A 23154-nucleotide genomic window follows, 5' to 3' on the forward strand; every position below is an offset into this window, starting at 1 on the left:
CTAATACTCAATGAAAATCAAAGAGCAAACTAGGAAGCTAGCCGCAGGTTGCTCAAAGCACTGCTTTGAGGTTGTAGATAAGACTGACGAAGTCAGTCACATATATAATCCAAGGCGAAGCTGACGTGGTTTGAAGAGATTTTCGAAGAGTATAAAAGTAATAGTGCTTTTAGAATAAAAGGGCAAGTAACCCTATAATCAAGATAAACAAAGCTTTCGGAGGAAAAATGAGTAATATCAGTTTAACAACACTTGGTGGTGTACGTGAAAACGGGAAAAATATGTATATCGCTGAAATCGATGGATCTATTTTCGTTTTGGATGCAGGTCTAAAATACCCTGAAAATGAACAACTAGGGGTTGATGTAGTCATTCCAAACATGGACTACCTTTTTGAAAATAGCGACCGTATCGCTGGCGTCTTCTTGACCCACGGACATGCGGATGCTATTGGTGCTCTGCCTTATCTCTTGGCTGAAGCCAAGGTACCTGTATTTGGGTCTGAGTTGACCATTGAGTTGGCCAAACTCTTTGTCAAAGGAAATGATGCGGTTAAGAAATTCAATGATTTCCATGTCATCGATGAGGATACGGAGATTGATTTTGGAGGAACTGTGGTGTCCTTCTTCCGTACGACCCACTCTATCCCAGAAAGTCTGGGTGTTGTCTTGAAGACAGCTGAAGGTAGTATCGTTTATACAGGTGACTTTAAATTTGACCAGACAGCTAGTGAATCTTATGCCACAGACTTCGCTCGTTTGGCAGAAATCGGTCGTGATGGAGTTCTAGCTCTTCTTAGTGATTCAGCCAATGCGGACAGTAATATCCAAGTGGCTAGCGAAAGTGAAGTTGGGGACGAGATTACTCAAACCATTGCGGACTGGGATGGACGTATTATCGTCGCAGCAGTAGCTAGCAACCTCTCTCGTATCCAGCAGGTGTTTGACGCTGCGGATGCAACAGGCCGTCGTGTGGTCTTGACAGGATTCGATATTGAAAATATCGTCCGTACTGCTATTCGCCTCAAGAAATTGTCTCTAGCTAACGAAAGTCTTTTGATTAAGCCAAAAGATATGTCTCGCTTTGAAGACCATGAGTTGATTATCCTTGAGACAGGTCGTATGGGTGAGCCTATCAATGGTCTTCGCAAGATGTCGATTGGTCGCCACCGTTATGTGGAAATCAAGGACGGTGATTTGGTCTATATCGTAACCACTCCGTCTATCGCCAAGGAAGCGGTCGTGGCGCGTGTGGAAAACATGATTTACCAAGCTGGTGGGGTTGTCAAACTGATCACTCAAAGCTTGCGTGTGTCAGGGCACGGAAATGCGCGTGATTTGCAGTTGATGATCAATCTCTTGCAACCCAAGTATCTCTTCCCGATTCAAGGGGAATACCGTGAGTTAGATGCTCATGCTAAGGCTGCTATGGCAGTTGGGATGTTGCCAGAACACATTTTCATCCCTAAAAAGGGAACCAGCATGGCTTATGAGAATGGGGACTTTGTCCCAGCTGGCGCGGTTTCGGCAGGGGATGTCTTGATTGACGGAAATGCCATCGGTGATGTTGGAAATGTGGTTCTTCGTGACCGTAAGGTCTTGTCAGAGGATGGTATTTTCATAGTAGCAATCACCGTTAACCGTCGTGAGAAGAAAATTGTGGCCAAGGCTCGTGTGCATACGCGTGGATTCGTTTATCTCAAGAAGAGCCGTGATATTCTCCGTGAAAGTTCAGAATTGATTAACCAGACGGTAGAAGACTATCTTCAAGGAGATGACTTTGACTGGGCAGATCTCAAAGGGAAGGTTCGTGATAACCTGACCAAGTATCTCTTTGATCAAACTAAGCGTCGTCCAGCTATTTTACCAGTGGTGATGGAAGCAAAATAATCGTTGAAATAAACAGAGAGAAAGTCGAGTTTCGGCTTTTTCTTATAGAAAAATAGAGGAAAAATTATGGCAGTAATGAAAATTGAGTATTACTCACAAGTCTTGGATATGGAGTGGGGAGTGAATGTCCTCTATCCTGACGCCAATAGAGTGGAAGAACCAGAGTGTGAAGATATTCCCGTTTTGTACCTTTTGCACGGGATGTCTGGCAATCATAATAGTTGGCTCAAACGGACCAACGTAGAACGCTTACTTCGAGGAACCAATCTCATAGTCGTCATGCCCAATACCAGCAACGGTTGGTATACCGATACCCAATATGGTTTTGATTATTACACAGCTCTGGCAGAGGAATTGCCACAGGTTTTGAAACGATTCTTCCCTAATATGACTAGCAAGCGTGAAAAGACCTTTATCGCTGGCCTCTCTATGGGAGGTTACGGCTGTTTTAAACTGGCTCTTGCTACAAATCGTTTCTCTCGTGCAGCTAGTTTTTCGGGTGCCCTTAGCTTTCAAGAGTTTTCTCCTGAAAGCCAAAATCTGGGGACACCAGCTTACTGGAGAGGTGTGTTTGGGGAGATTAAAGATTGGACAGCTAGCCCCTATTCTCTTGAAAGTCTGGCTAAAAAATCGGACAAAAAGACCAAGCTGTGGGCTTGGTGTGGTGAGCAGGATTTCTTGTATGAATCCAATAATCTCGCAGTGAAAAACCTCAAAAAGCTGGGATTTGATGTGACCTATAGCCATAGCGCTGGAACTCACGAATGGTACTATTGGGAAAAACAATTGGAACGGTTTCTAGGAACTCTGCCAATTGATTTCAAATTAGAAGAGAGATTGAGTTAGTTTGAACTTCAGTATAGGGGGAGTAGAACTAAAATAAAATATGTTTTCACTAGACTTTTTAAACGAAAGTAGTAGAATAGTAATAAGATACTGGAGGAAAGAGAGAAAAATATGTATCGTTATCAGCTTGGGATACCACTATCAGAGTATGATGGTTTTGTAAAAGAACATCCCATGGTTAATCTATTACAAAGCAGTGCTTGGGAAAAAGTGAAATCTGATTGGAATCATGAGAGGCTTGGTGTCTATGAAGGGGAGAACTTACTGGCTGTGGCTAGTATTCTGATAAAATCTCTGCCTTTGGGGTATAAAATGTTTTATATTCCAAGAGGTCCTATATTGGATTACAGGGATACAGAACTTTTAAAGTTTGTCCTGCAGTCTATTAAGTCTTATGCTCGTAGTAAGAGAGCGGTTTTTGTGACTTTCGATCCAAGCATTTGTCTATCTCAACATTTGGTCAATCAAGATAAAAGAGAATATCCTGAAAATCTTGCTATTGTTGAGATTTTAGGGCAATTAGGAGTGAAGTGGTCTGGGCGGACAATCGAGATGGATGACACCATTCAGCCTCGTATTCAGGCGAAAATATATAAGGAAAATTTTGAAGAAGATAAACTTTCTAAATCAACGAGGCAAGCTATCCGAACAGCACGAAACAAAGGGCTTGAAATTCAATATGGTGGACTGGAACTATTAGATTCATTTTCGGAGTTGATGAAAAAAACTGAGAAGCGAAAAGAGATTCATTTAAGAAACGAAGCCTACTATAAAAAATTATTAGATAACTTCAAAGAAGATTCCTATATCACGCTAACGAGTTTAGATGTTTCTAAGCGTTTAAGAGAATTAGAAGAACAGTTAGAAAAAAATAGAGTAGTTGCAGAAAAATTTAATGATGCAACCAAATCTTCAAAAGTTCAGGAAAATATAAAAGAAAAAGAACGTTTAGAAGAGGAAATAGATTTCTTGCAGGGATATATGAATATGGGAAAATCAAACATTCCTTTAGCGGCTACTTTGAGTTTGGAATTTGGTAATACCTCTGTCAATCTATATGCTGGTATGGATGATGATTTTAAACGTTACAATGCACCAATTTTAACTTGGTATGAAACGGCTCGCTATGCCTTTGAGCGAGGTATGGTGTGGCAAAATTTAGGTGGTGTTGAAAACTCTCTCAATGGTGGACTTTATCATTTTAAGGAAAAATTTAATCCAACGATTGAAGAATATTTGGGTGAATTTACAATGCCCACTCATCCTCTCTATCCTCTGTTAAGACTTGCTCTTGATTTCCGTAAAACATTAAGAAAAAAACATAGAAAGTAAGTATATGGCACTAACTACACTCACAAAAGAAGAGTTTCGTACTTATTCTGATCAGGTTTCTTCTCGTTCCTTTATGCAATCTGTCCAGATGGGGGACTTATTAGAAAAAAGAGGGGCTCGAATTGTTTACCTTGCTTTGAAACAAGAAGGAGAAATTCAAGTTGCAGCTCTGGTTTATAGCTTGCCCATGCTAGGTGGTCTGCATATGGAGCTCAATTCGGGGCCTATTTATACTCAACAAGATGCTCTTCCAGTTTTTTATGCGGAGTTAAAAGAATATGCCAAGCAAAATGGTGTATTAGAGTTGCTTGTAAAACCTTATGAAACGTATCAAACTTTTGATAGTGAAGGTAATCCAATAGATGCTGAGAAAAAAAGTATTATTCAAGATTTGACTAATTTAGGTTATCAATTTGATGGATTAACAACAGGTTACCCAGGTGGAGAACCGGATTGGTTATATTGTAAAGCCTTGGTGAAAAAGGCTGAAACGTTTGGCATTCGATTGAAAAAGTTAAAACGTGAAGAACTATCGATTTTTAAGAATATAACAAAAGAAACCTCTGAACGTAGAGAATATAGTGATAAAAGTTTAGAATATTATGAGCACTTTTATGATTCATTTGGAGAACAAGCGGAGTTTCTCATAGCAAGCTTAAATTTTTCGGAGTATATGAGCAAATTGCAAGGTGAACAAAGTAAACTAGAAGAAGTCTTAGACAAGTTGCGACTTGATTTGAGTAAAAATCCTCATTCTGAGAAAAAACAAAATCAACTGAGAGAATATTCTAGTCAATTTGAAACTTTTGAAGTTCGAAAAGCAGAAGCGAGAGACTTGATTGAAAAATATGGAGAAGAAGATATTGTTTTAGCCGGGAGTTTATTTGTTTATATGCCTCAGGAAACGACTTATCTCTTTAGTGGTTCCTACACTGAATTTAATAAGTTCTATGCCCCTGCGCTACTTCAAAAATATATTATGTTGGAAAGTATAAAACGTGGAATACCTAAATACAACTTCCTAGGGATTCAAGGGATTTTTGATGGTAGTGATGGCGTTTTGCGTTTTAAACAAAATTTTAATGGCTATATTGTACGTAAAGCAGGAACTTTCCGTTATCATCCATCGCCTTTAAAATACAAAGCTATTCAGTTAGTCAAAAAAATATTAGGACGTTAAGATGAACAAGCCAGTATTTAGCTTTCTTTCAGCTTGTTTTAGTAAAATAGTCTTTATTTGCTAGAAAGGTGGAGAGACATGCGCTGGCTTTTTCGTTTGATAGGGGTTTTCTTTTCTTTTGTTTGGCGTTTGTTTTGGCGCTTGGTTTGGATTGTTTTGTTTTTATGCACTCTTGCTTTTGGATTTCTCTGGTATCTGAACGGGGATTTCCAAGGAGCGCTGAAGCAGGCAGAGCGGTCGGTAAAGATTGGTCAACAAAGCATTGACCAATGGGGAAAAACAGGGCAACTGCCTAAGTTAAACCAGACAGATAGCCACCAGCATTCTGAAGGAAGGTGGCCGCAAGCCTCTGCTCGTATTTACTTGGATCCCCAGATGGATTCACGCTTCCAAGAGGCTTATATAGAAGCGATTCAGAATTGGAATCAAACTGGTGCTTTTAACTTTGAACTTGTGACTGAGTCCAGCAAGGCGGATATCTTGGCTACTGAGATGAACGACGGAAACACTCCTGTGGCAGGAGAGGCGGAAAGTCAGACTAATCTCTTGACGGGGCAATTCTTGTCTGTAACGGTGCGTCTGAATCATTATTATCTGTCCAATCCTGACTATGGCTATTCCTATGAGCGCATTGTCCATACGGCAGAACATGAGTTAGGCCATGCGATTGGCTTGGATCATACAGATGAGAAGTCTGTGATGCAACCGGCAGGTTCCTTTTATGGTATTCAGGAAGAGGATGTTGCAAACCTTCGAAAAATATATGAGACCAATGAGTAGGGGACTATCTTTCCCTACTTTTTTGCTATAATGGAATTATGAACAACTTGATTAAATCAAAACTAGAGCTCTTGCCGACCAGCCCTGGTTGCTACATTCACAAGGATAAAAATGGCACCATTATCTATGTAGGAAAGGCTAAAAATCTGCGCAACCGTGTGCGGTCCTATTTCCGTGGAAGTCACGATACCAAGACAGAGGCTCTGGTATCTGAAATTGAGGATTTTGAATTTATCGTTACGGAGTCCAATATTGAGGCCCTTCTCCTAGAAATCAACCTGATCAAGGAAAATAAGCCCAAATACAATATCATGCTCAAGGATGACAAGTCTTATCCCTTCATCAAAATCACCAATGAGCGTTATCCTCGTTTGATTATCACTCGTCAGGTCAAAAAGGACGGTGGTCTCTACTTTGGTCCCTATCCAGATGTAGGGGCAGCAAATGAAATCAAGCGACTACTGGATCGGATTTTTCCTTTTCGTAAATGTACGAATCCACCGTCTAAGGTCTGTTTTTACTATCATATCGGCCAATGTATGGCCCATACTATCTGTAAGAAGGATGAGGCCTATTTCAAGTCTATGGCTCAGGAAGTTTCTGACTTCCTAAAAGGGCAGGATGACAAAATCATCGATGACCTCAAGGGCAAGATGGCAAGTGCTGCCCAGACTATGGAATTTGAACGTGCGGCCGAATATCGCGATTTGATTCAGGCCATTGGAACGCTTCGGACCAAGCAAAGGGTTATGGCCAAGGATCTTCAAAATCGGGATGTCTTTGGCTACTATGTGGACAAGGGTTGGATGTGTGTTCAGGTTTTCTTTGTTCGTCAGGGCAAGCTCATTGAGCGAGATGTCAATCTCTTCCCCTACTACAATGATCCAGATGAGGACTTCTTGACCTATGTAGGACAGTTTTATCAAGAAAAATCTCACCTGGTTCCCAATGAGGTGCTGATTCCGCAGGATATTGACGAAGAAGCCGTCAAGGTCTTGGTGGGTTCCAAGATTCTCAAGCCCCAGCGTGGAGAGAAAAAACAACTGGTCAATCTAGCCATAAAAAATGCTCGTGTTAGTCTGGAGCAGAAGTTCAATCTGCTAGAGAAATCTGTCGAAAAGACCCAAGGAGCTATTGAAAATCTAGGTCGCTTACTCCAAATCCCCACCCCAGTCCGTATCGAGTCTTTCGATAACTCTAATATTATGGGGACCAGTCCTGTTTCGGCCATGGTGGTCTTTGTTAATGGTAAACCGAGTAAGAAGGATTACCGTAAGTACAAGATAAAAACGGTTGTCGGTCCAGATGATTATGCCAGTATGAGAGAAGTTATTCGCAGACGCTATGGCCGAGTTCAGCGTGAGGCTTTGACTCCGCCAGATTTGATTGTCATTGATGGGGGACAAGGTCAAGTCAATATCGCCAAGCAAGTCATCCAAGAGGAGTTGGGCTTGGACATTCCCATTGCAGGTCTGCAAAAGAATGATAAGCACCAAACCCATGAATTGCTATTTGGAGATCCGCTTGAGGTGGTGGAGTTGTCTCGTAATTCTCAGGAATTTTTCCTTCTCCAACGCATTCAAGATGAGGTCCACCGCTTTGCCATCACCTTCCACCGCCAACTGCGCTCCAAAAATTCCTTTTCATCACAACTGGATGGGATTGACGGTCTGGGGCCTAAACGCAAGCAAAATCTCATGAAGCATTTCAAATCTCTCACTAAAATCAAGGAAGCCAGTGTGGATGAGATTGTCGAAGTTGGTGTGCCAAGAGCAGTCGCAGAAGCAGTTCAGAGGAAGTTGAACCCGCAGGAAGAAGATGAATTATCTCAAGTGGCGGAAGAAAGAGTAGATTACCAAACGGAAGGAAACCACAATGAAACATAAAATCGCAATTTTATCAGATATTCATGGCAATGTGACGGCCCTAGAAGCAGTGATTGCAGATGCTAAAAATCAAGGAGTCAGTGAATACTGGCTTCTGGGAGATATTTTTCTTCCTGGTCCAGGCGCAAATGACTTAGTCGCCCTGCTAAAGGACCTTCCTATCACAACCAGTGTTCGAGGCAATTGGGATGATCGTGTCCTTGAGGCCTTGGATTGCGAATATGGTTTGGAACATCCGAAAGAAATCCAGTCAATGCGCATGACCCAGTTTTTGATGGAGCGAATGGATCCTGCAACGATTGTCTGGCTACGAAACTTGCCTTTGCTTGAAAAGAAAGAAATTGACGGACTGCGCTTTTCTATCTCTCATAATTTGCCAAATAAGAACTATGGTGGTGACTTGCTAGTTGAGAATGATACGGAGAAATTTGACCAACTTCTAGATGATGAAGTTGACGTGGCAGTCTATGGTCATGTTCACAAGCAGTTGCTTCGTTATGGCAGTCAAGGGCAACAAATCATCAATCCAGGTTCGATTGGTATGCCCTATTTTAATTGGGAGGCGTTAAAAAATCACCGTGCTCAGTATGCCGTAATAGAAGTTGAAGATGGGGAATTGGTAAATATCCTATTTCGTAAAGTCGCTTATGACTATGAAGCGGAGTTGGAATTGGCCAAATCCAATGGGCTTCCCTTTATTGAAATGTATGAAGAACTGCGTCGTGACGATAACTATCAGGGACACAATCTGGAATTATTAGCAAGCTTAATAGAAAAGCATGGGTATGTAGAAGATGTGAAGAATTTTTTTGATTTTTTGTAAGAGTTCCCTAAGATAATCAATGCAAACTAAAAACGATTGGCCTGTCCAATCGTTTTTAATATATCTTATTGTAACTGAGATTGATCTGGGAGATAAGAGCCACCTAGATAGATATTGCTGAGTTTTTCAAGTGTTCCATCTTGGTAGAGTTCTTTGAGTGCTTTATCGAATTGCTCTTTAAACTCTTTTTGGTCACTTGAGAAAACGATATAATTGCTGGGGCTATCAGCAGAAGGTAAGTCAACCACAGAAAGATCAAAACCACGATCCTTGATAATCTTTTGCACGGATACCTTGTCAAAAACTAGGAAATCAAATTCACCGTTAGCAAGGTCTAGGATTCGTTTGCCGATATCCTCACCAGAAAAATCAATTGTAGCAGGATTGTCAGGGTGTTTCTGATTCCAGTTATTGATGAATTGAGCGTTTGAAGTTCCGGTATCTTCTTGCGTTGTTTTGCCAGCAATTTGGTCAAGTGAAGTCAAAGGATTTTTCTTGTTGCTGACAAGGACGAGGGGATTGTTCGAAATTGGGAGTGAGTAGAGGTATTTTTCAGCACGCTCTTTTGTGTAACTCAAGTTATTGGCTGCTGCTTGATAGTGACCAGAATCAAGCCCTGGAAAGATACTTTCCCAGGCAGTTCTTTGGAATTGAATCTCGTAGTCACTGAGTTTTTCATCCACTGCTTTTAGAACTTCGATATCAAATCCTGTCAGATTGCCCTTGTCTTCGTAGTCAAATGGCGGTACATCGCCAGCTGTAGCAACGACGATTGTCTTTTGAGAGTTAGTCTCTTTAGGTGTGGCTTGATTTCCACAGGCAACTAAAAATGGGAGGATGAGTAGTAATAGGCTAAATTTTTTCATAATGTCTCCATTCAAATGTAAAGTACTTGCTAGTTTAGCAGAAACTTTCTTGATGAACCAATATATATTTTTTATGGTTGTGATAAAAAAACTTAATCATGAAAAATCCCTGCAAGCTCTTTCAAATTATGGTAGAATGGAAACAGTAGAATTAGAAAAGGAAATCGATTATGAAATTTCTTGAATTAAACAAAAAACGTCATGAGACTAAGCAGTTTACTGATAAGCCTGTTGATCCAAAAGATGTGCGTACGGCTATCGAAATTGCAACCTTGGCACCAAGCGCCCACAACAGCCAGCCTTGGAAATTTGTGGTGGTTCGTGAGAAAAATGCCGAACTGGCAAAATTGGCTTACGGTTCGAACTTTGAACAGGTATCATCAGCGCCTGTAACCATTGCCTTGTTTACAGATACAGATTTGGCTAAACGTGCCCGCAAGATTGCCCGAGTTGGTGGTGCTAATAACTTTTCTGAAGAGCAACTACAATATTTCATGAAAAATTTACCAGCTGAATTTGCCCGTTACAATGAACAACAGGTCAGTGACTACCTAGCCCTCAATGCAGGTTTGGTTGCTATGAATTTGGTTCTTGCATTGACAGACCAAGGAATCGGATCAAATCTGATCCTTGGCTTTGACAAATCAAAAGTCAATGAGGTTTTGGACATCGAAGACCGTTTCCGCCCAGAACTCTTGATTACAGTGGGTTACACAGACGAAAAATTGGAACCAAGCTACCGCTTGCCAGTAGATGAAATCATCGAGAAAAGATAGAAAGAAGAAAAAAATGACAGCAATTGATTTTACAGCAGAAGTAGAAAAACGCAAAGAAGACCTCTTGGCTGACTTGTTTAGCCTTTTGGAAATCAACTCAGAACGTGATGACAGCAAGGCTGATGCGCAGCATCCATTTGGACCTGGGCCAGTCAAAGCCTTGGAAAAATTCCTTGAAATCGCAGATCGCGATGGCTATCCAACTAAGAATGTCGATAACTACGCAGGACATTTCGAGTTTGGTGAAGGAGAAGAAGTTCTCGGAATCTTTGCCCACATGGACGTGGTGCCAGCTGGTAGCGGTTGGGACACAGACCCTTATACACCAACTATCAAAGACGGTCGTCTTTATGCGCGTGGGGCTTCAGATGACAAGGGTCCTACAACAGCTTGTTACTATGGTTTGAAAATCATCAAAGAACTGGGCCTTCCAACTTCTAAAAAAGTTCGTTTCATTGTCGGAACAGACGAAGAATCAGGCTGGGCAGACATGGACTATTACTTTGAACATGTAGGACTTGCAAAACCAGACTTCGGTTTCTCTCCAGACGCTGAATTCCCTATCATCAATGGTGAAAAAGGAAACATCACAGAATACCTCCACTTTGCAGGTGAAAATACAGGTGCTGCCCGTCTTCATAGCTTTACAGGTGGTTTGCGTGAAAACATGGTACCTGAATCAGCAACAGCAGTTGTTTCAGGTGACTTAGCTGACTTGCAAGCTAAACTAGATGCCTTCGTTGCAGAACACAAACTCAGAGGAGAACTCCAAGAAGAAAACGGTCAATACAAGGTGACGATTATTGGTAAATCAGCCCATGGTGCTATGCCTGCTTCAGGTGTCAATGGTGCGACTTACCTAGCCCTCTTCCTTAGCCAGTTTGACTTTGCTGGTCCAGCCAAAGACTACCTTGACATCGCTGGTAAAATTCTCTTGAACGACCATGAGGGTGAAAATCTCAAGATTGCTCATGTGGATGAAAAGATGGGTGCCCTTTCTATGAATGCGGGTGTCTTCCGCTTCAATGAAACAAGTGCTGACAATACGATTGCCCTTAATATCCGCTATCCAAAAGGAACAAGTCCAGAGCAGATCAAGTCAATCCTTGAAAACTTGCCAGTTGCTTCTGTTAGCCTTTCTGAACACGGTCACACGCCTCACTATGTGCCAATGGAAGATCCACTTGTGCAAACTTTGTTGAATGTCTATGAAAAACAAACAGGACTACAAGGTCATGAACAAGTCATCGGTGGTGGTACCTTCGGTCGCTTGCTTGAGCGTGGGGTTGCCTACGGTGCTATGTTCCCAGACTCTATTGATACCATGCACCAGGCCAATGAATTTATCGCCTTGGACGATCTCTTCCGAGCAGCAGCAATCTATGCCGAAGCTATTTACGAATTGATCAAATAAAGCCTTAGAAGTCTGAGATGTAATGCTTGGACTTCTTTTTGGAGGGAAAACAGATGTCTCAAATCGAAAGAATTAAGCAGGCTATCATGGCGGATCCGCAGAATGCTAGCTATACAGAACGCGGTATTGAGCCTCTCTTTGCGGCGCCAAAAACTGCTCGTATCAATATCATTGGTCAGGCACCGGGACTTAAAACTCAAGAAGCAGGTCTTTACTGGAAAGATAAGAGTGGTGACCGCTTGCGGGAGTGGCTAGGTGTGGATGAAGATACCTTTTACAATTCAGGTTATTTTGCTGTTTTGCCTATGGATTTCTACTTTCCAGGGCATGGTAAGTCAGGTGACCTGCCACCGAGAACTGGATTTGCCGAAAAATGGCATCCACAGCTCTTGCAAGAATTACCAGATATCCAGTTGACCCTCTTGATTGGGCAATATGCCCAAGCCTACTATTTACAGGAGAAAGTCAGTGGCAAGGTAACAGAGAGAGTTCGACGCTATCAGGATTATCTGCCAGACTATTTTCCTCTAGTTCACCCCTCACCGCGAAACCAAATCTGGATGGCTAAAAATCCTTGGTTTAAGGCAGAAGTGGTGCCAGATTTGAAAAAAAGAATTAAAGCTATTTTAGGAGAAAAGAATGAAAGAAATTACCTTTGACACATTTTACCAGCTTTATCAAAACGACCAACTTTCTCTAGTGGACGTGAGAGAAGTAGAAGAGTTCGAGACGCTTCATTTAGAAGGTGCCCACAACCTACCGCTTAGTCAATTGGCTGATACCTTTGATCAGTTGGACAAGGACCAGTTGCATTATGTTATTTGCAAATCTGGAATGAGATCGGCGCGTGCTTGTCAATTCCTAGCTGAACAAGGTTATGAGGTTATCAATGTTCAGGGTGGCATGTTAGCCTTTGAAGAACTTTAAACAGTAGATTTTCTCCTACTCGGTATGGACTGGGTAGGAGAGTTTTATTTTTAGACAATTCTCATTTTTGTGAATCTTGAAAACATTCAATATTTACTTCGTGAAGCTTTTTTCATACTCCTATTCATGATATACTAGGTCAGTATTTTATAAATATGAAGGAGATTTACATGGCTAAAAAAGGTGCCCTAACAGGTTTACTCCTGTTTGGAATATTTTTTGGTGCGGGGAACTTGATTTTTCCGCCTTCTCTGGGTGCTCTATCTGGAGAACATTTTCTTCCTGCTATCGCAGGTTTTGTCTTTTCAGGCGTCGGTATCGCCGTCTTGACCCTTATTATTGGAACGCTAAATCCTAAAGGATATATCTACGAGATTTCAACGAAGATAGCGCCTTGGTTTGCGACTCTTTACCTATCAGTTCTTTACTTGTCAATCGGTCCATTCTTTGCTATCCCACGTACTGCTACAACAGCTTACGAAGTAGGGATCAGCCCCCTTTTATCGGATGCAAATAAAGGACTTGGCTTGATTGTCTTTACCCTTCTTTATTTTGTGGCAGCGTATCTGATTTCGCTTAATCCATCAAAAATCTTAGACCGTATCGGCCGTATTTTAACGCCAGTCTTTGCAATCTTGATTGTTATCTTGGTTGTTTTAGGAGCTATCAAATACGGTGGAACAAGTCCTCAAGCTGCTTCAGCTGCTTATCAAGCTTCTGCCTTTGGTACAGGTTTCCTAGAAGGTTATAATACCTTGGATGCCCTTGCTTCGGTTGCCTTCAGTGTAATCGCAGTTCAAACCTTGAAACAACTTGGATTTTCAAGTAAGAAAGAATACATTTCAACTATTTGGGTTGTTGGTATCGTTGTAGCCCTTGCTTTCAGCGCTCTTTACATCGGTTTAGGTTTCCTTGGAAATCATTTCCCAGTACCAGCTGAAGCGATGAAGGGTGGAACACCAGGTGTTTACATCTTGTCACAAGCAACTCAAGAAATCTTTGGTTCAACAGCTCAAATCTTCCTTGCAGCTATGGTTACTGTAACCTGCTTCACAACTACAGTTGGTTTGATTGTGTCAACTGCTGAGTTCTTTAATGAGCGCTTCCCACAAATCAGCTACAAGGTTTATGCGACAGCCTTTACCTTGATTGGATTTGCCATTGCTAATTTGGGTCTTGATGCGATTATCAAGTACTCAATTCCTGTACTGGTTATCTTGTACCCAATCACCATTGCCATCGTTATGATTGTCATTGTGAATAAATTTGTGGCTCTTTCAAAACCAGGTATGCAGTTGACAATTGCTGTGGTTACAGCTATTGCCATTGCAAGCGTACTAGGAAGCTCGTTTAAGGTTGAGTTTCTTGCAAACCTTGTTAACGCTCTTCCTTTTGCTAAAGCATCTCTCCCATGGTTGGTGCCAGCCATTGTCGGAATCTTGCTCTCATTGGTTCTACCAAACAAGCAAGAAAGCGATGTTTTTGAAATGGAATAATCACTAAAATCACTTTTGTAGCCAAGTCTACAGGAGTGATTTTCTTTTTTTATCCGATGATAAATGTGTTATAATAGGTAGCAAAAGAGGTGAAGAAATGAATCAAACAGTAGAATATATCAAAGAACTGACAGCCATTGCGTCTCCAACGGGTTTCACTCGTGAGGTTTCGGACTATTTGGTCAAGACTCTAGAAGGTTTTGGTTATCAGCCAGTTCGCACAGCCAAGGGTGGTGTCAATGTGACCATCAAAGGTCAAAATGATGAAGAACACCGCTATGTGACTGCCCATGTGGATACGCTTGGTGCCATTGTCCGCGCTGTCAAACCAGACGGCCGTCTCAAATTGGACCGTATCGGTGGTTTTCCTTGGAATATGATTGAAGGAGAAAACTGTACCGTTCATGTGGCTAGTACAGATCAAAAGCTATCAGGCACCATCCTCATCCACCAAACTTCTTGCCATGTCTACAAGGATGCAGGAACTGCAGAACGCACCCAGGACAATATGGAAGTGCGTTTGGATGCAAAAGTGACCAATGAAAAAGAAACTCGTGCCTTGGGGATTGAGGTTGGTGATTTTATCAGCTTTGACCCACGAACTGTCGTGACAGAGACAGGATTTATCAAGTCTCGTCATTTGGACGATAAGGTCAGCGCAGCGATTTTGCTTAACCTACTTCGCATTTATAAGGAAGAGAAGATTGAATTGCCAGTAACAACCCATTTTGCTTTTTCAGTCTTTGAAGAAGTGGGGCATGGTGCTAACTCTAATATTCCTGCTCAGGTAGTAGAATATCTGGCTGTGGATATGGGAGCTATGGGGGATGATCAGCAAACAGATGAGTACACAGTGTCTATCTGTGTCAAGGATGCTTCAGGACCTTATCACTATGACTTCCGTCAACATTTGGTTGCCTTGGCTAAAGAGCAAGATATTCCATTTAAGCTGGACATCTATCCATTTTATGGATCGGACGCTTCAGCAGCCATGTCTGCAGGGGCAGAGGTCAAACACGCCCTTCTTGGTGCTGGTATCGAGTCTAGCCACTCTTATGAGCGCACTCATATTGACTCGGTGGTTGCAACGGAGCGTATGGTTGATGCCTATCTTAAGAGCGCATTGGTAGACTAATATGTGCCTGATTTGCCAGAGAATTGAGCTGATCAAGGCTGGGGAAAATCCTTACTTTGTAAGAGAGTTGGAAACAGGCTATTTTGTGGTTGGAGACCACCAGTATTTTGCAGGATATAGTCTTTTTCTATCCAAAGAACATGTCACCGAATTGCACCATTTAGAAAAGGAAACGAAACTCCGTTTTCTAGAAGAAATGAGTGTGGTCCAAGAGGCAGTTGCCAAGGCTTTTGCTGCTGAGAAAATGAATATCGAACTGCTAGGAAATGGTGATGCCCATCTTCATTGGCATCTGTTTCCTAGACGAACAGGTGATATGAATGGTCACGGACTCAAGGGACGTGGGCCAGTTTGGTGGGTTCCTTTTGAAGAAATGACAGCAGAAACCTGCCAAGCAAAACCGGATGAGATTAAAAGATTAGTCGAACGTTTATCATCAGAAGTAGATAAACTATTAGAATAAAGGAGTAGAAATGAAGAAAAGATACCTTATCTTGACAGCCTTGCTAGCCTTGAGTCTAGCAGCTTGTTCACAAGAAAAAGCAAAAAATGAAGATGGCGCAGCTAAGACAGAACAAACAGCCAAAGCTGATGGAACAGCCGGCAGTAAATCTCAAGGAGCTGCCCAGAAGAAAGCAGAAGTGGCTAACAAAGGAGACTACTACAGCATCCAAGGAAAATACGATGAAATCATCGTAGCCAATAAACACTATCCATTGTCTAAAGACTATAATCCAGGGGAAAATCCAACAGCCAAGGCTGAGTTGGTCAAACTCATAAAAGCTATGCAAGAGGCAGGTTTCCCAATCAGCGATCATTACAGTGGCTTTAGAAGTTATGAAACTCAGACCAAGCTCTATCAAGATTATGTCAATCAAGATGGGAAAGAAGCTGCCGACCGTTATTCTGCTCGTCCTGGCTATAGCGAACACCAGACAGGCTTAGCCTTTGATGTGATTGGGACAAATGGTGATTTGGTGACAGAAGAGAAGGCGGCACAATGGCTCTTGGACCATGCTGCTGATTATGGCTTTGTTGTCCGTTATCTCAAAGGTAAGGAAAAGGAAACAGGCTATATGGCTGAGGAATGGCACCTTCGTTATGTCGGAAAAGAAGCTAAAGAAATTGCTGAGACTGGTCTCAGCTTGGAAGAATACTATGGCTTTGAAGGCGGAGATTACGTCGATTAAAAAATAAACTTTTCTCTTGCAATTCCAGATAAATAGTGTATAATAGATGGGTATGTGAAAAGCATACTTGTGGGAGGTAAAAATCTTTAATTACCGCCAAAACCACAAAGGAGGATTTAAAAATGGCTAAAAAAGTCGAAAAACTTGTAAAATTGCAAATCCCTGCTGGTAAAGCTACACCAGCTCCACCAGTTGGACCTGCTCTTGGTCAAGCTGGTATCAACATCATGGGATTCACAAAAGAGTTCAACGCTCGTACAGCTGACCAAGCTGGTATGATCATTCCAGTTGTTATCTCAGTTTACGAAGATAAATCATTTACTTTCATCACTAAAACACCACCAGCTGCTGTTCTTTTGAAAAAAGCTGCAGGTGTTGAAAAAGGATCAGGTACACCTAACAAAACTAAAGTTGCTACAGTTACTCGTGCACAAGTACAAGAAATTGCAGAAACTAAGATGCCAGATTTGAACGCAGCAAACATTGAGTCTGCAATGCGTATGATCGAAGGTACTGCTCGTTCTATGGGATTCACTGTTGTTGACTAATCAATAACACCCCCAATATAACCCGCAAGACTTCATCATTTCGAGAAGTGACGTGGGAGATGAAAATCGATTGAACCACTTACAAGGAGAATAGAAAATGGCTAAAAAAAGCAAACAACTTCGTGCTGCTCTTGAGAAAATCGACAGCACAAAAGCATACAGCGTAGAAGAAGCTGTAGCACTTGCAAAAGAAACTAACTTTGCAAAATTTGACGCAACTGTAGAAGTTGCTTACAACTTGAACATCGACGTTAAAAAAGCTGACCAACAAATCCGTGGAGCAATGGTATTGCCAAACGGGACTGGTAAAACTTCACGCGTTCTTGTTTTTGCACGTGGTGCAAAAGCTGAAGAAGCAAAAGCTGCTGGTGCAGACTTTGTTGGCGAAGATGACCTTGTTGCTAAAATCAACGACGGTTGGTTGGACTTCGACGTAGTTATCGCTACGCCTGACATGATGGCTCTTGTTGGACGTCTTGGACGTGTCCTTGGACCACGTAACTTGATGCCAAACCCTAAAACTGGTACTGTAACAATGGATGTTGCTAAAGCAGTTGAAGAGTCTAAAGGTGGTAAAATCACTTACCGTGCTGACCGTGCAGGTAACGTTCAAGCAATCATCGGTAAAGTATCATTTGAAGCTGAAAAATTGGTTGAAAACTTCAAAGCTTTCAACGAAACAATCCAAAAAGCAAAACCAGCTACAGCTAAAGGAACTTACGTAACAAACTTGACTATCACAACTACTCAAGGTGTTGGTATCAAAGTTGACGTAAACTCACTTTAATCAGTTGTTTATACACAAAGGCGAGTACGAAAGTGCTCGTTTTTGTATGTGAGTTATAGTTTAGATAAAAATAGTTATCTTCATTTAGCTCATAGAGTGAGTAGCAAATGAAATGCTGTTTTCTCTTCCTTCTTTGCTAGAAAATATGGTATAATAGAGAGTAAAAATTTTGAAAGAAAGAAAAAGATGAATTTAAAAGATTATATTGCAACAATTGAAAATTATCCAAAGGAAGGCATCACCTTCCGTGATATCAGTCCTTTGATGGCTGATGGAAATGCTTATAGCTACGCTGTTCGTGAAATTGTTCAGTATGCTACTGACAAGAAAATCGACATGATTGTAGGTCCTGAGGCTCGTGGTTTTATCGTAGGCTGTCCTGTTGCCTTTGAGTTGGGAATTGGTTTTGCTCCTGTTCGTAAGCCAGGAAAATTGCCACGCGAAGTCATTTCTGCTGACTATGAAAAAGAGTACGGTGTTGATACCTTGACTATGCACGCGGATGCCATCAAGCCAGGTCAACGTGTTCTTATCGTAGACGACCTCTTGGCGACAGGTGGAACTGTTAAGGCGACCATCGAGATGATTGAAAAACTTGGCGGTGTTGTGGCAGGTTGTGCCTTCCTTGTTGAATTGGATGAATTGAACGGCCGTGAAAAAATCGGTGACTACGATTACAAAGTTCTCATGCATTATTAATGAAAAACAGTCCCTAGGGCTGTTTTCTCTACATTAGGATATAAAAATAGACTATAGCTAGTTAGAGAAAAACTATAATTGAAAACTATATCTTCTTGCAGTATAATAAAAGGACTAAGTGTTTGAGATTTAGTTTCATACTCAATGAAAATCAAAGAGCAAACTAGGAAACTAGCCGCAGGCTGCTCAAAGTACAGCTTTGAGGTTGCAGATAAAACTGACGAAGTCAGCTCAAAACACTGTTTTGAGGTTGTGGATAGAACTGACGAAGTCAGTAACATATCTACGGCAAGGCAACGTTGACGCGGTTTGAAGAGATTTTCGAAGAGTTTCAAACATATGCAATTATTCCTGAAAGAATACAGTTAGGAGAGGGTTATGCCGATTCGAATTGATAAAAAATTACCAGCTGTTGAGATTTTACGGACAGAGAACATCTTTGTCATGGATGATCAACGTGCTGCCCACCAAGATATCCGCCCTTTGAAGATTTTAATTTTAAATCTCATGCCACAAAAAATGGTCACAGAGACCCAGTTGTTACGCCATTTGGCTAATACACCCCTGCAACTGGATATAGATTTTCTCTATATGGAGAGCCATCGTTCTAAAACAACTCGTTCAGAGCACATGGAGACCTTCTATAAAACTTTTCCAGAGGTTAAGGATGAGTATTTTGATGGCATGATTATCACGGGTGCTCCAGTTGAGCATTTACCATTTGAGGAAGTGGACTATTGGGAGGAATTCAGTCAGGTAATCGAGTGGTCCAAGACCCATGTCTATTCGACCCTTCATATCTGTTGGGGGGCTCAGGCTGGTCTTTATCTGCGTTATGGAGTGGAAAAATACCAGATGGACAGTAAGTTATCGGGTATCTATCCTCAGGACACCCTAAAAGAGGGTCACCTTCTCTTTAGAGGCTTTGACGATAGCTACGTAGCTCCTCATTCTCGGCATACGGAGATTTCTAAGGAAGAGATTCTGAATAAGACCAATCTCGAAATTTTATCAGAAGGACCTCAGGTTGGGGTTTCGATTTTGGCCAGTCGGGATTTACGAGAAATTTATAGTTTTGGGCATTTGGAGTATGATCGTGATACCCTGGCAAAAGAGTATTTCCGAGATCGTAATGCAGGTTTGGATCCTCATATTCCAGAAAATTACTTTAAGGATGATGATGTCAACCAGACACCTTGTCTTTGTTGGTCTTCATCAGCAGCCCTCTTTTTCAGTAACTGGGTAAACTATGCTGTCTATCAGGAGACGCCTTTTGACTGGAGAAAGATAGAAGATGATGCATCTGCATATGGGTATTTATAAGAGGAATTATGACATATTTAGACGCTTTTAAATCAGGGAACTTGGTTTTACCGAGTGCCCTGCTCTTGCATTTTAAGGAACTCTTTCCTTCAAGCGATGATTTTTTAGTCTGGCAATTTTTCTATTTGCAAAATACGACAGGTTTGGAAGAAATGTCGCCAAGTCAGATTGCTGAAAGGATTGGCAAGGAAATTTCGGATGTCAACCAGTCCATTTCCAACTTGACAGAGAGGGGACTGCTCCAGTATCGTACTATCGAATTAAATGGCGAAATTGAATTGCTCTTTGATGCTAGTTTGGCTTTGGAACGTTTAGATAACTTGCTTGGAGCTCCTACTTCGAGTTCAGACCAGTTGACACCTCAAAACCAGCTCAAGGATTTGGTAGAAACCTTTCAACAGGAGTTGGGACGTTTGTTGACGCCTTTTGAAATTGAGGATTTGACCAAGACCCTAAAAGAAGATGGGACCAGTGCTGACTTGATTAAGGAAGCTCTTCGTGAAGCTGTTTTGAATGGAAAACCAAACTGGAAGTACATTCAGGCGATTTTGAGAAATTGGCGCCATGAAGGAATCAAGAGTGTGGCTCAAATTGAGGCTAAGCGGGCAGAAAGAGAAGCAAGCAATCCTCAGATGACACAGGTATCGGCAGATTTCAGAAATGCCATGGATCTCTGGAAGGATTAATCCGTGTAAGCAGGCTTGAAATCCGAGTAAGATTTGCAAGCTGTGTCTAATTGTGATAAAATAAATAGAAAATAAATTGAAAAAAGAGGTATGTGAAATGTCACGTAAACCATTTATCGCTGGTAACTGGAAAATGAACAAAAATCCAGAAGAAGCTAAAGAATTCGTTGAAGCAGTTGCGTCAAAACTTCCTTCATCAGATCTTGTTGAAGCAGGTATCGCTGCTCCAGCTCTTGATTTGACAACTGTTCTTGCTGCTGCAAAAGGTTCAAACCTTAAAGTTGCTGCTCAAAACTGCTACTTTGAAAATTCAGGTGCTTTCACTGGTGAAACTAGCCCACAAGTTTTGAAAGAAATCGGTACTGACTACGTTGTTATCGGTCACTCAGAACGCCGTGACTACTTCCATGAAACTGACGAAGATATCAACAAAAAAGCAAAAGCAATCTTTGCAAACGGTATGCTTCCAATCATCTGTTGTGGTGAATCACTTGAAACTTACGAAGCTGGTAAAGCAGCAGAATTCGTAGGTGCTCAAGTTTCAGCTGCTCTTGCTGGATTGACTGCAGAACAAGTAGCTTCATCAGTTATCGCTTATGAGCCAATCTGGGCTATCGGTACTGGTAAATCAGCTTCACAAGACGACGCACAAAAAATGTGTAAAGTTGTTCGTGACGTTGTAGCTGCTGACTTTGGTCAAGAAGTGGCAGACAAAGTTCGTGTTCAATACGGTGGTTCTGTTAAACCTGAAAACGTTGCTTCATACATGGCTTGCCCAGACGTTGACGGTGCCCTTGTTGGTGGTGCGTCACTTGAAGCAGAAAGCTTCTTGACTTTGCTTGACTTTGTAAAATAATCAGTAGCAAAAGCTAGGTGGAACAGCATTCAGATGTCTGTTCCATTTTTTATAGGAGAGGAAAGATTGAAAACAAAGATTGGAAAAATTGGATTAGCGAGTATCTTTTTACTAGGCTTGGCAGTTAGTCATGTAGCTGCAAATGAAACTGAAGTAGCAAAAACTTCGCAGGATGCAACGACAGTTTCAAGTAGTTCAGAGCAAAATCAGTCTTCTAACAAAACTCAAACGAGCGCAGGAGTAAAGATCAATGCTTCTGCCCACTGGGAGGGGGATTATTATGTAAAGGCTGATGGTTCCAAAGCCAAGAGTGAGTGGATTTTTGATAACTACTATAAGGCTTGGTTTTATATTAAGTCAGACGGTCGTTATGCTCAAAATGAGTGGCAGGGCAATTACTACCTAAAATCAGGTGGCTATATGGCTAAGAATGAATGGGTTTATGATAACGCCTATAAGAATTGGTTTTACCTGAAGTCCGATGGTTCTTATGCTAACCAGGAATGGCATTCTGTTGGAGGTAAATGGTACTATTTTAAAAAATGGGGCTATTTAGCTAAAAGTCAATGGCAAGGAAGTTATTTCCTAAATGGTCAAGGTGCTATGATGCAAAATGAATGGCTCTATGATCCAGCCTTTTCGTCTTATTTCTATCTCAAGTCCGATGGTTCTTATGCAAATCAAGAGTGGCAAAAGGTAGACGGCAAGTGGTACTATTTCAAGAAGTGGGGTTACATGGCTAAAGATGAGTGGCAGGGTAACTATTATTTGACAGGAAGTGGTGCTATGGCTACTGGCGAATTAGTCATGGATGATGCTCGCTATATTTTTTCTGACTCAGGTGAGTTAAAAGAAAAGAAAGACTTGAATGTTGGCTGGGTTCACCGAAATGGCAGACGTTATTTCTTTAACCATCGTGAAGAACAAGTTGGGACTGATCAAGTTAAAAAAGTTATCGATGTCAGTGAGCACAATGGTCGGATCAGTGATTGGAAAAAAGTCATCGATGATAATGGCGTTGATGGAGTCATTGTTCGTTTGGGCTATAGTGGAACTGAGGACAAGGAATTGGCTCATAATATTAAGGAGTTAAACCGTCTTGGAATTCCTTACGGTGTTTACCTTTATACTTATGCTGAAAATGAGACCGATGCTGAGAATGATGCTAATCAAACCATTGAACTCTTGAAAAAATACAAGATGAACTTGTCTTACCCTATCTACTACGATGTTGAGAACTGGGAATATGGCAATAAGACCAAGAGAGCTCCAAGTGATACTGGAACCTGGGTCAAGATTATCAACAAGTATATGGCAACAATGAAACAGGCTGGTTATCAAAATGTGAAAGTTTATAGCTACCGTCAACTTTTGCAAACTCGTTTGAATCATCCTGATATTTTGCAACATGTTAACTGGGTAGCAGCCTATACGGATGCGCTTGATTGGACAAATCCTCATTATTCAGGTGAAAAAGGATGGCAATATACCTCATCTGAATACTTAAAAGGAATTCGTGGTCGTGTTGACGTCAGCGTTTGGTATTAAGATATAAGTTTGAGAAAGGAGTGTGCAAGAAAATTGCATCCTCTTTTTCTTTATTTTATCTCTGTTAAGAGAGTTTGAAAGGGACTGGGTTTCATTCTAAAAAATTCTTAAATTATCAGTCTATTGCAACTTTTCTCATGTGAGTCATTTGGCTTGCTATTGGTTTT

General features: G+C 41.4%; 24 protein-coding genes. 23 read left to right on the forward strand and 1 reads right to left on the reverse strand.

Features of this window, described 5'->3' with window-relative positions:
• Nucleotides 1–227: 227 nt before the first annotated feature.
• From QZ359_RS05130 to QZ359_RS05160, 7 genes are all read left to right on the forward strand, one after another.
• Nucleotides 228–1889 (forward strand): ribonuclease J, encoded by a 1662-nt coding sequence (locus tag QZ359_RS05130; RefSeq protein WP_261065629.1) that lies wholly within the window; start codon nucleotides 228–230, stop codon nucleotides 1887–1889.
• Between the two features lie 66 nt (nucleotides 1890–1955).
• Nucleotides 1956–2735, forward strand: coding sequence for an alpha/beta hydrolase family protein (locus tag QZ359_RS05135; protein ID WP_293963680.1), 780 nt, complete (start codon nucleotides 1956–1958; stop codon nucleotides 2733–2735).
• Nucleotides 2736–2846: 111 nt separating this feature from the next.
• A complete protein-coding gene (locus tag QZ359_RS05140) occupies nucleotides 2847–4067 on the forward strand; it encodes an aminoacyltransferase (protein WP_293963683.1) in 1221 nt (406 codons plus the stop codon).
• Between the two features lie 4 nt (nucleotides 4068–4071).
• Nucleotides 4072–5247 carry an aminoacyltransferase gene (locus QZ359_RS05145; RefSeq protein ID WP_293963685.1) on the forward strand — a complete coding sequence of 392 codons (1176 nt, stop codon included), beginning with the start codon at nucleotides 4072–4074 and terminating at the stop codon, nucleotides 5245–5247.
• Nucleotides 5248–5325: 78 nt separating this feature from the next.
• Nucleotides 5326–6027 (forward strand): M57 family metalloprotease, encoded by a 702-nt coding sequence (locus tag QZ359_RS05150; protein ID WP_293963688.1) that lies wholly within the window; start codon nucleotides 5326–5328, stop codon nucleotides 6025–6027.
• A gap of 38 nt (nucleotides 6028–6065) precedes the next feature.
• Nucleotides 6066–7913 carry an excinuclease ABC subunit UvrC gene (gene uvrC / locus QZ359_RS05155; RefSeq protein ID WP_293963691.1) on the forward strand — a complete coding sequence of 616 codons (1848 nt, stop codon included), beginning with the start codon at nucleotides 6066–6068 and terminating at the stop codon, nucleotides 7911–7913.
• Nucleotides 7903–8736 carry a metallophosphoesterase family protein gene (locus QZ359_RS05160; RefSeq protein WP_293963694.1) on the forward strand — a complete coding sequence of 278 codons (834 nt, stop codon included), beginning with the start codon at nucleotides 7903–7905 and terminating at the stop codon, nucleotides 8734–8736. Before uvrC ends, QZ359_RS05160 begins: the two co-directional genes overlap by 11 nt.
• A gap of 65 nt (nucleotides 8737–8801) precedes the next feature.
• Here QZ359_RS05160 and QZ359_RS05165 read toward each other — a convergent pair whose 3' ends face one another.
• Nucleotides 8802–9602: an amino acid ABC transporter substrate-binding protein gene (locus QZ359_RS05165; RefSeq protein WP_261053304.1), complete on the reverse strand. Its 801-nt coding sequence runs from the start codon at nucleotides 9600–9602 to the stop codon at nucleotides 8802–8804.
• A 1-nt stretch (nucleotide 9603) separates the two neighbouring features.
• On the opposite strand from QZ359_RS05165, the gene QZ359_RS05170 reads away from it, so the two are divergent.
• From QZ359_RS05170 to lytC, 16 genes are all read left to right on the forward strand, one after another.
• On the forward strand, nucleotides 9604–9786 hold the full coding sequence (locus QZ359_RS05170) for a hypothetical protein (protein ID WP_293963909.1): 183 nt from the start codon (nucleotides 9604–9606) through the stop codon (nucleotides 9784–9786).
• Nucleotides 9773–10378, forward strand: coding sequence for a nitroreductase family protein (locus QZ359_RS05175; protein ID WP_293963702.1), 606 nt, complete (start codon nucleotides 9773–9775; stop codon nucleotides 10376–10378). Before QZ359_RS05170 ends, QZ359_RS05175 begins: the two co-directional genes overlap by 14 nt.
• Nucleotides 10379–10391: 13 nt before the next feature.
• Entirely contained in the window at nucleotides 10392–11792 is a 1401-nt protein-coding gene (gene pepV / locus QZ359_RS05180; RefSeq protein ID WP_293963705.1) for a dipeptidase PepV, read from the forward strand.
• A 53-nt stretch (nucleotides 11793–11845) separates the two neighbouring features.
• The gene (locus QZ359_RS05185; RefSeq protein ID WP_153226041.1) at nucleotides 11846–12451 is read left to right on the forward strand and encodes a uracil-DNA glycosylase family protein; all 606 of its coding nucleotides are present in this window, start codon (nucleotides 11846–11848) and stop codon (nucleotides 12449–12451) included.
• Entirely contained in the window at nucleotides 12432–12719 is a 288-nt protein-coding gene (locus tag QZ359_RS05190; RefSeq protein WP_153226040.1) for a rhodanese-like domain-containing protein, read from the forward strand. Before QZ359_RS05185 ends, QZ359_RS05190 begins: the two co-directional genes overlap by 20 nt.
• A gap of 170 nt (nucleotides 12720–12889) precedes the next feature.
• Nucleotides 12890–14215 (forward strand): branched-chain amino acid transport system II carrier protein, encoded by a 1326-nt coding sequence (gene brnQ, locus QZ359_RS05195; protein WP_194250583.1) that lies wholly within the window; start codon nucleotides 12890–12892, stop codon nucleotides 14213–14215.
• Between the two features lie 97 nt (nucleotides 14216–14312).
• Nucleotides 14313–15350 (forward strand): M42 family metallopeptidase, encoded by a 1038-nt coding sequence (locus tag QZ359_RS05200; protein WP_153226039.1) that lies wholly within the window; start codon nucleotides 14313–14315, stop codon nucleotides 15348–15350.
• Between the two features lies 1 nt (nucleotide 15351).
• A complete protein-coding gene (locus QZ359_RS05205; RefSeq protein ID WP_153226038.1) occupies nucleotides 15352–15813 on the forward strand; it encodes an HIT family protein in 462 nt (153 codons plus the stop codon).
• A gap of 10 nt (nucleotides 15814–15823) precedes the next feature.
• On the forward strand, nucleotides 15824–16540 hold the full coding sequence (ldcB, locus tag QZ359_RS05210) for an LD-carboxypeptidase LdcB/DacB (RefSeq protein ID WP_125450810.1): 717 nt from the start codon (nucleotides 15824–15826) through the stop codon (nucleotides 16538–16540).
• A 122-nt stretch (nucleotides 16541–16662) separates the two neighbouring features.
• Nucleotides 16663–17088, forward strand: a complete 426-nt coding sequence (gene rplK / locus QZ359_RS05215; RefSeq protein WP_001085806.1) for a 50S ribosomal protein L11 — start codon at nucleotides 16663–16665, stop codon at nucleotides 17086–17088.
• A gap of 97 nt (nucleotides 17089–17185) precedes the next feature.
• Entirely contained in the window at nucleotides 17186–17875 is a 690-nt protein-coding gene (gene rplA / locus QZ359_RS05220) for a 50S ribosomal protein L1 (RefSeq protein ID WP_001085675.1), read from the forward strand.
• A gap of 186 nt (nucleotides 17876–18061) precedes the next feature.
• Complete coding sequence (locus tag QZ359_RS05225; protein ID WP_001049318.1) at nucleotides 18062–18574, forward strand: adenine phosphoribosyltransferase; 513 nt, start codon at nucleotides 18062–18064, stop codon at nucleotides 18572–18574.
• 378 nt (nucleotides 18575–18952) lie between these two features.
• Nucleotides 18953–19897 (forward strand): homoserine O-succinyltransferase, encoded by a 945-nt coding sequence (gene metA, locus QZ359_RS05230; RefSeq protein WP_084930455.1) that lies wholly within the window; start codon nucleotides 18953–18955, stop codon nucleotides 19895–19897.
• Between the two features lie 8 nt (nucleotides 19898–19905).
• On the forward strand, nucleotides 19906–20583 hold the full coding sequence (locus tag QZ359_RS05235) for a DnaD domain-containing protein (protein ID WP_060805865.1): 678 nt from the start codon (nucleotides 19906–19908) through the stop codon (nucleotides 20581–20583).
• Between the two features lie 97 nt (nucleotides 20584–20680).
• Complete coding sequence (gene tpiA, locus QZ359_RS05240) at nucleotides 20681–21439, forward strand: triose-phosphate isomerase (RefSeq protein WP_293963905.1); 759 nt, start codon at nucleotides 20681–20683, stop codon at nucleotides 21437–21439.
• Nucleotides 21440–21472: 33 nt separating this feature from the next.
• Nucleotides 21473–22987 (forward strand): GH25 family lysozyme, encoded by a 1515-nt coding sequence (gene lytC, locus QZ359_RS05245; protein ID WP_203176050.1) that lies wholly within the window; start codon nucleotides 21473–21475, stop codon nucleotides 22985–22987.
• Nucleotides 22988–23154: the final 167 nt, after the last annotated feature.

This window comes from Streptococcus sp. (genome assembly GCF_019414905.1).
In the GTDB taxonomy this organism is placed as follows: domain Bacteria; phylum Bacillota; class Bacilli; order Lactobacillales; family Streptococcaceae; genus Streptococcus.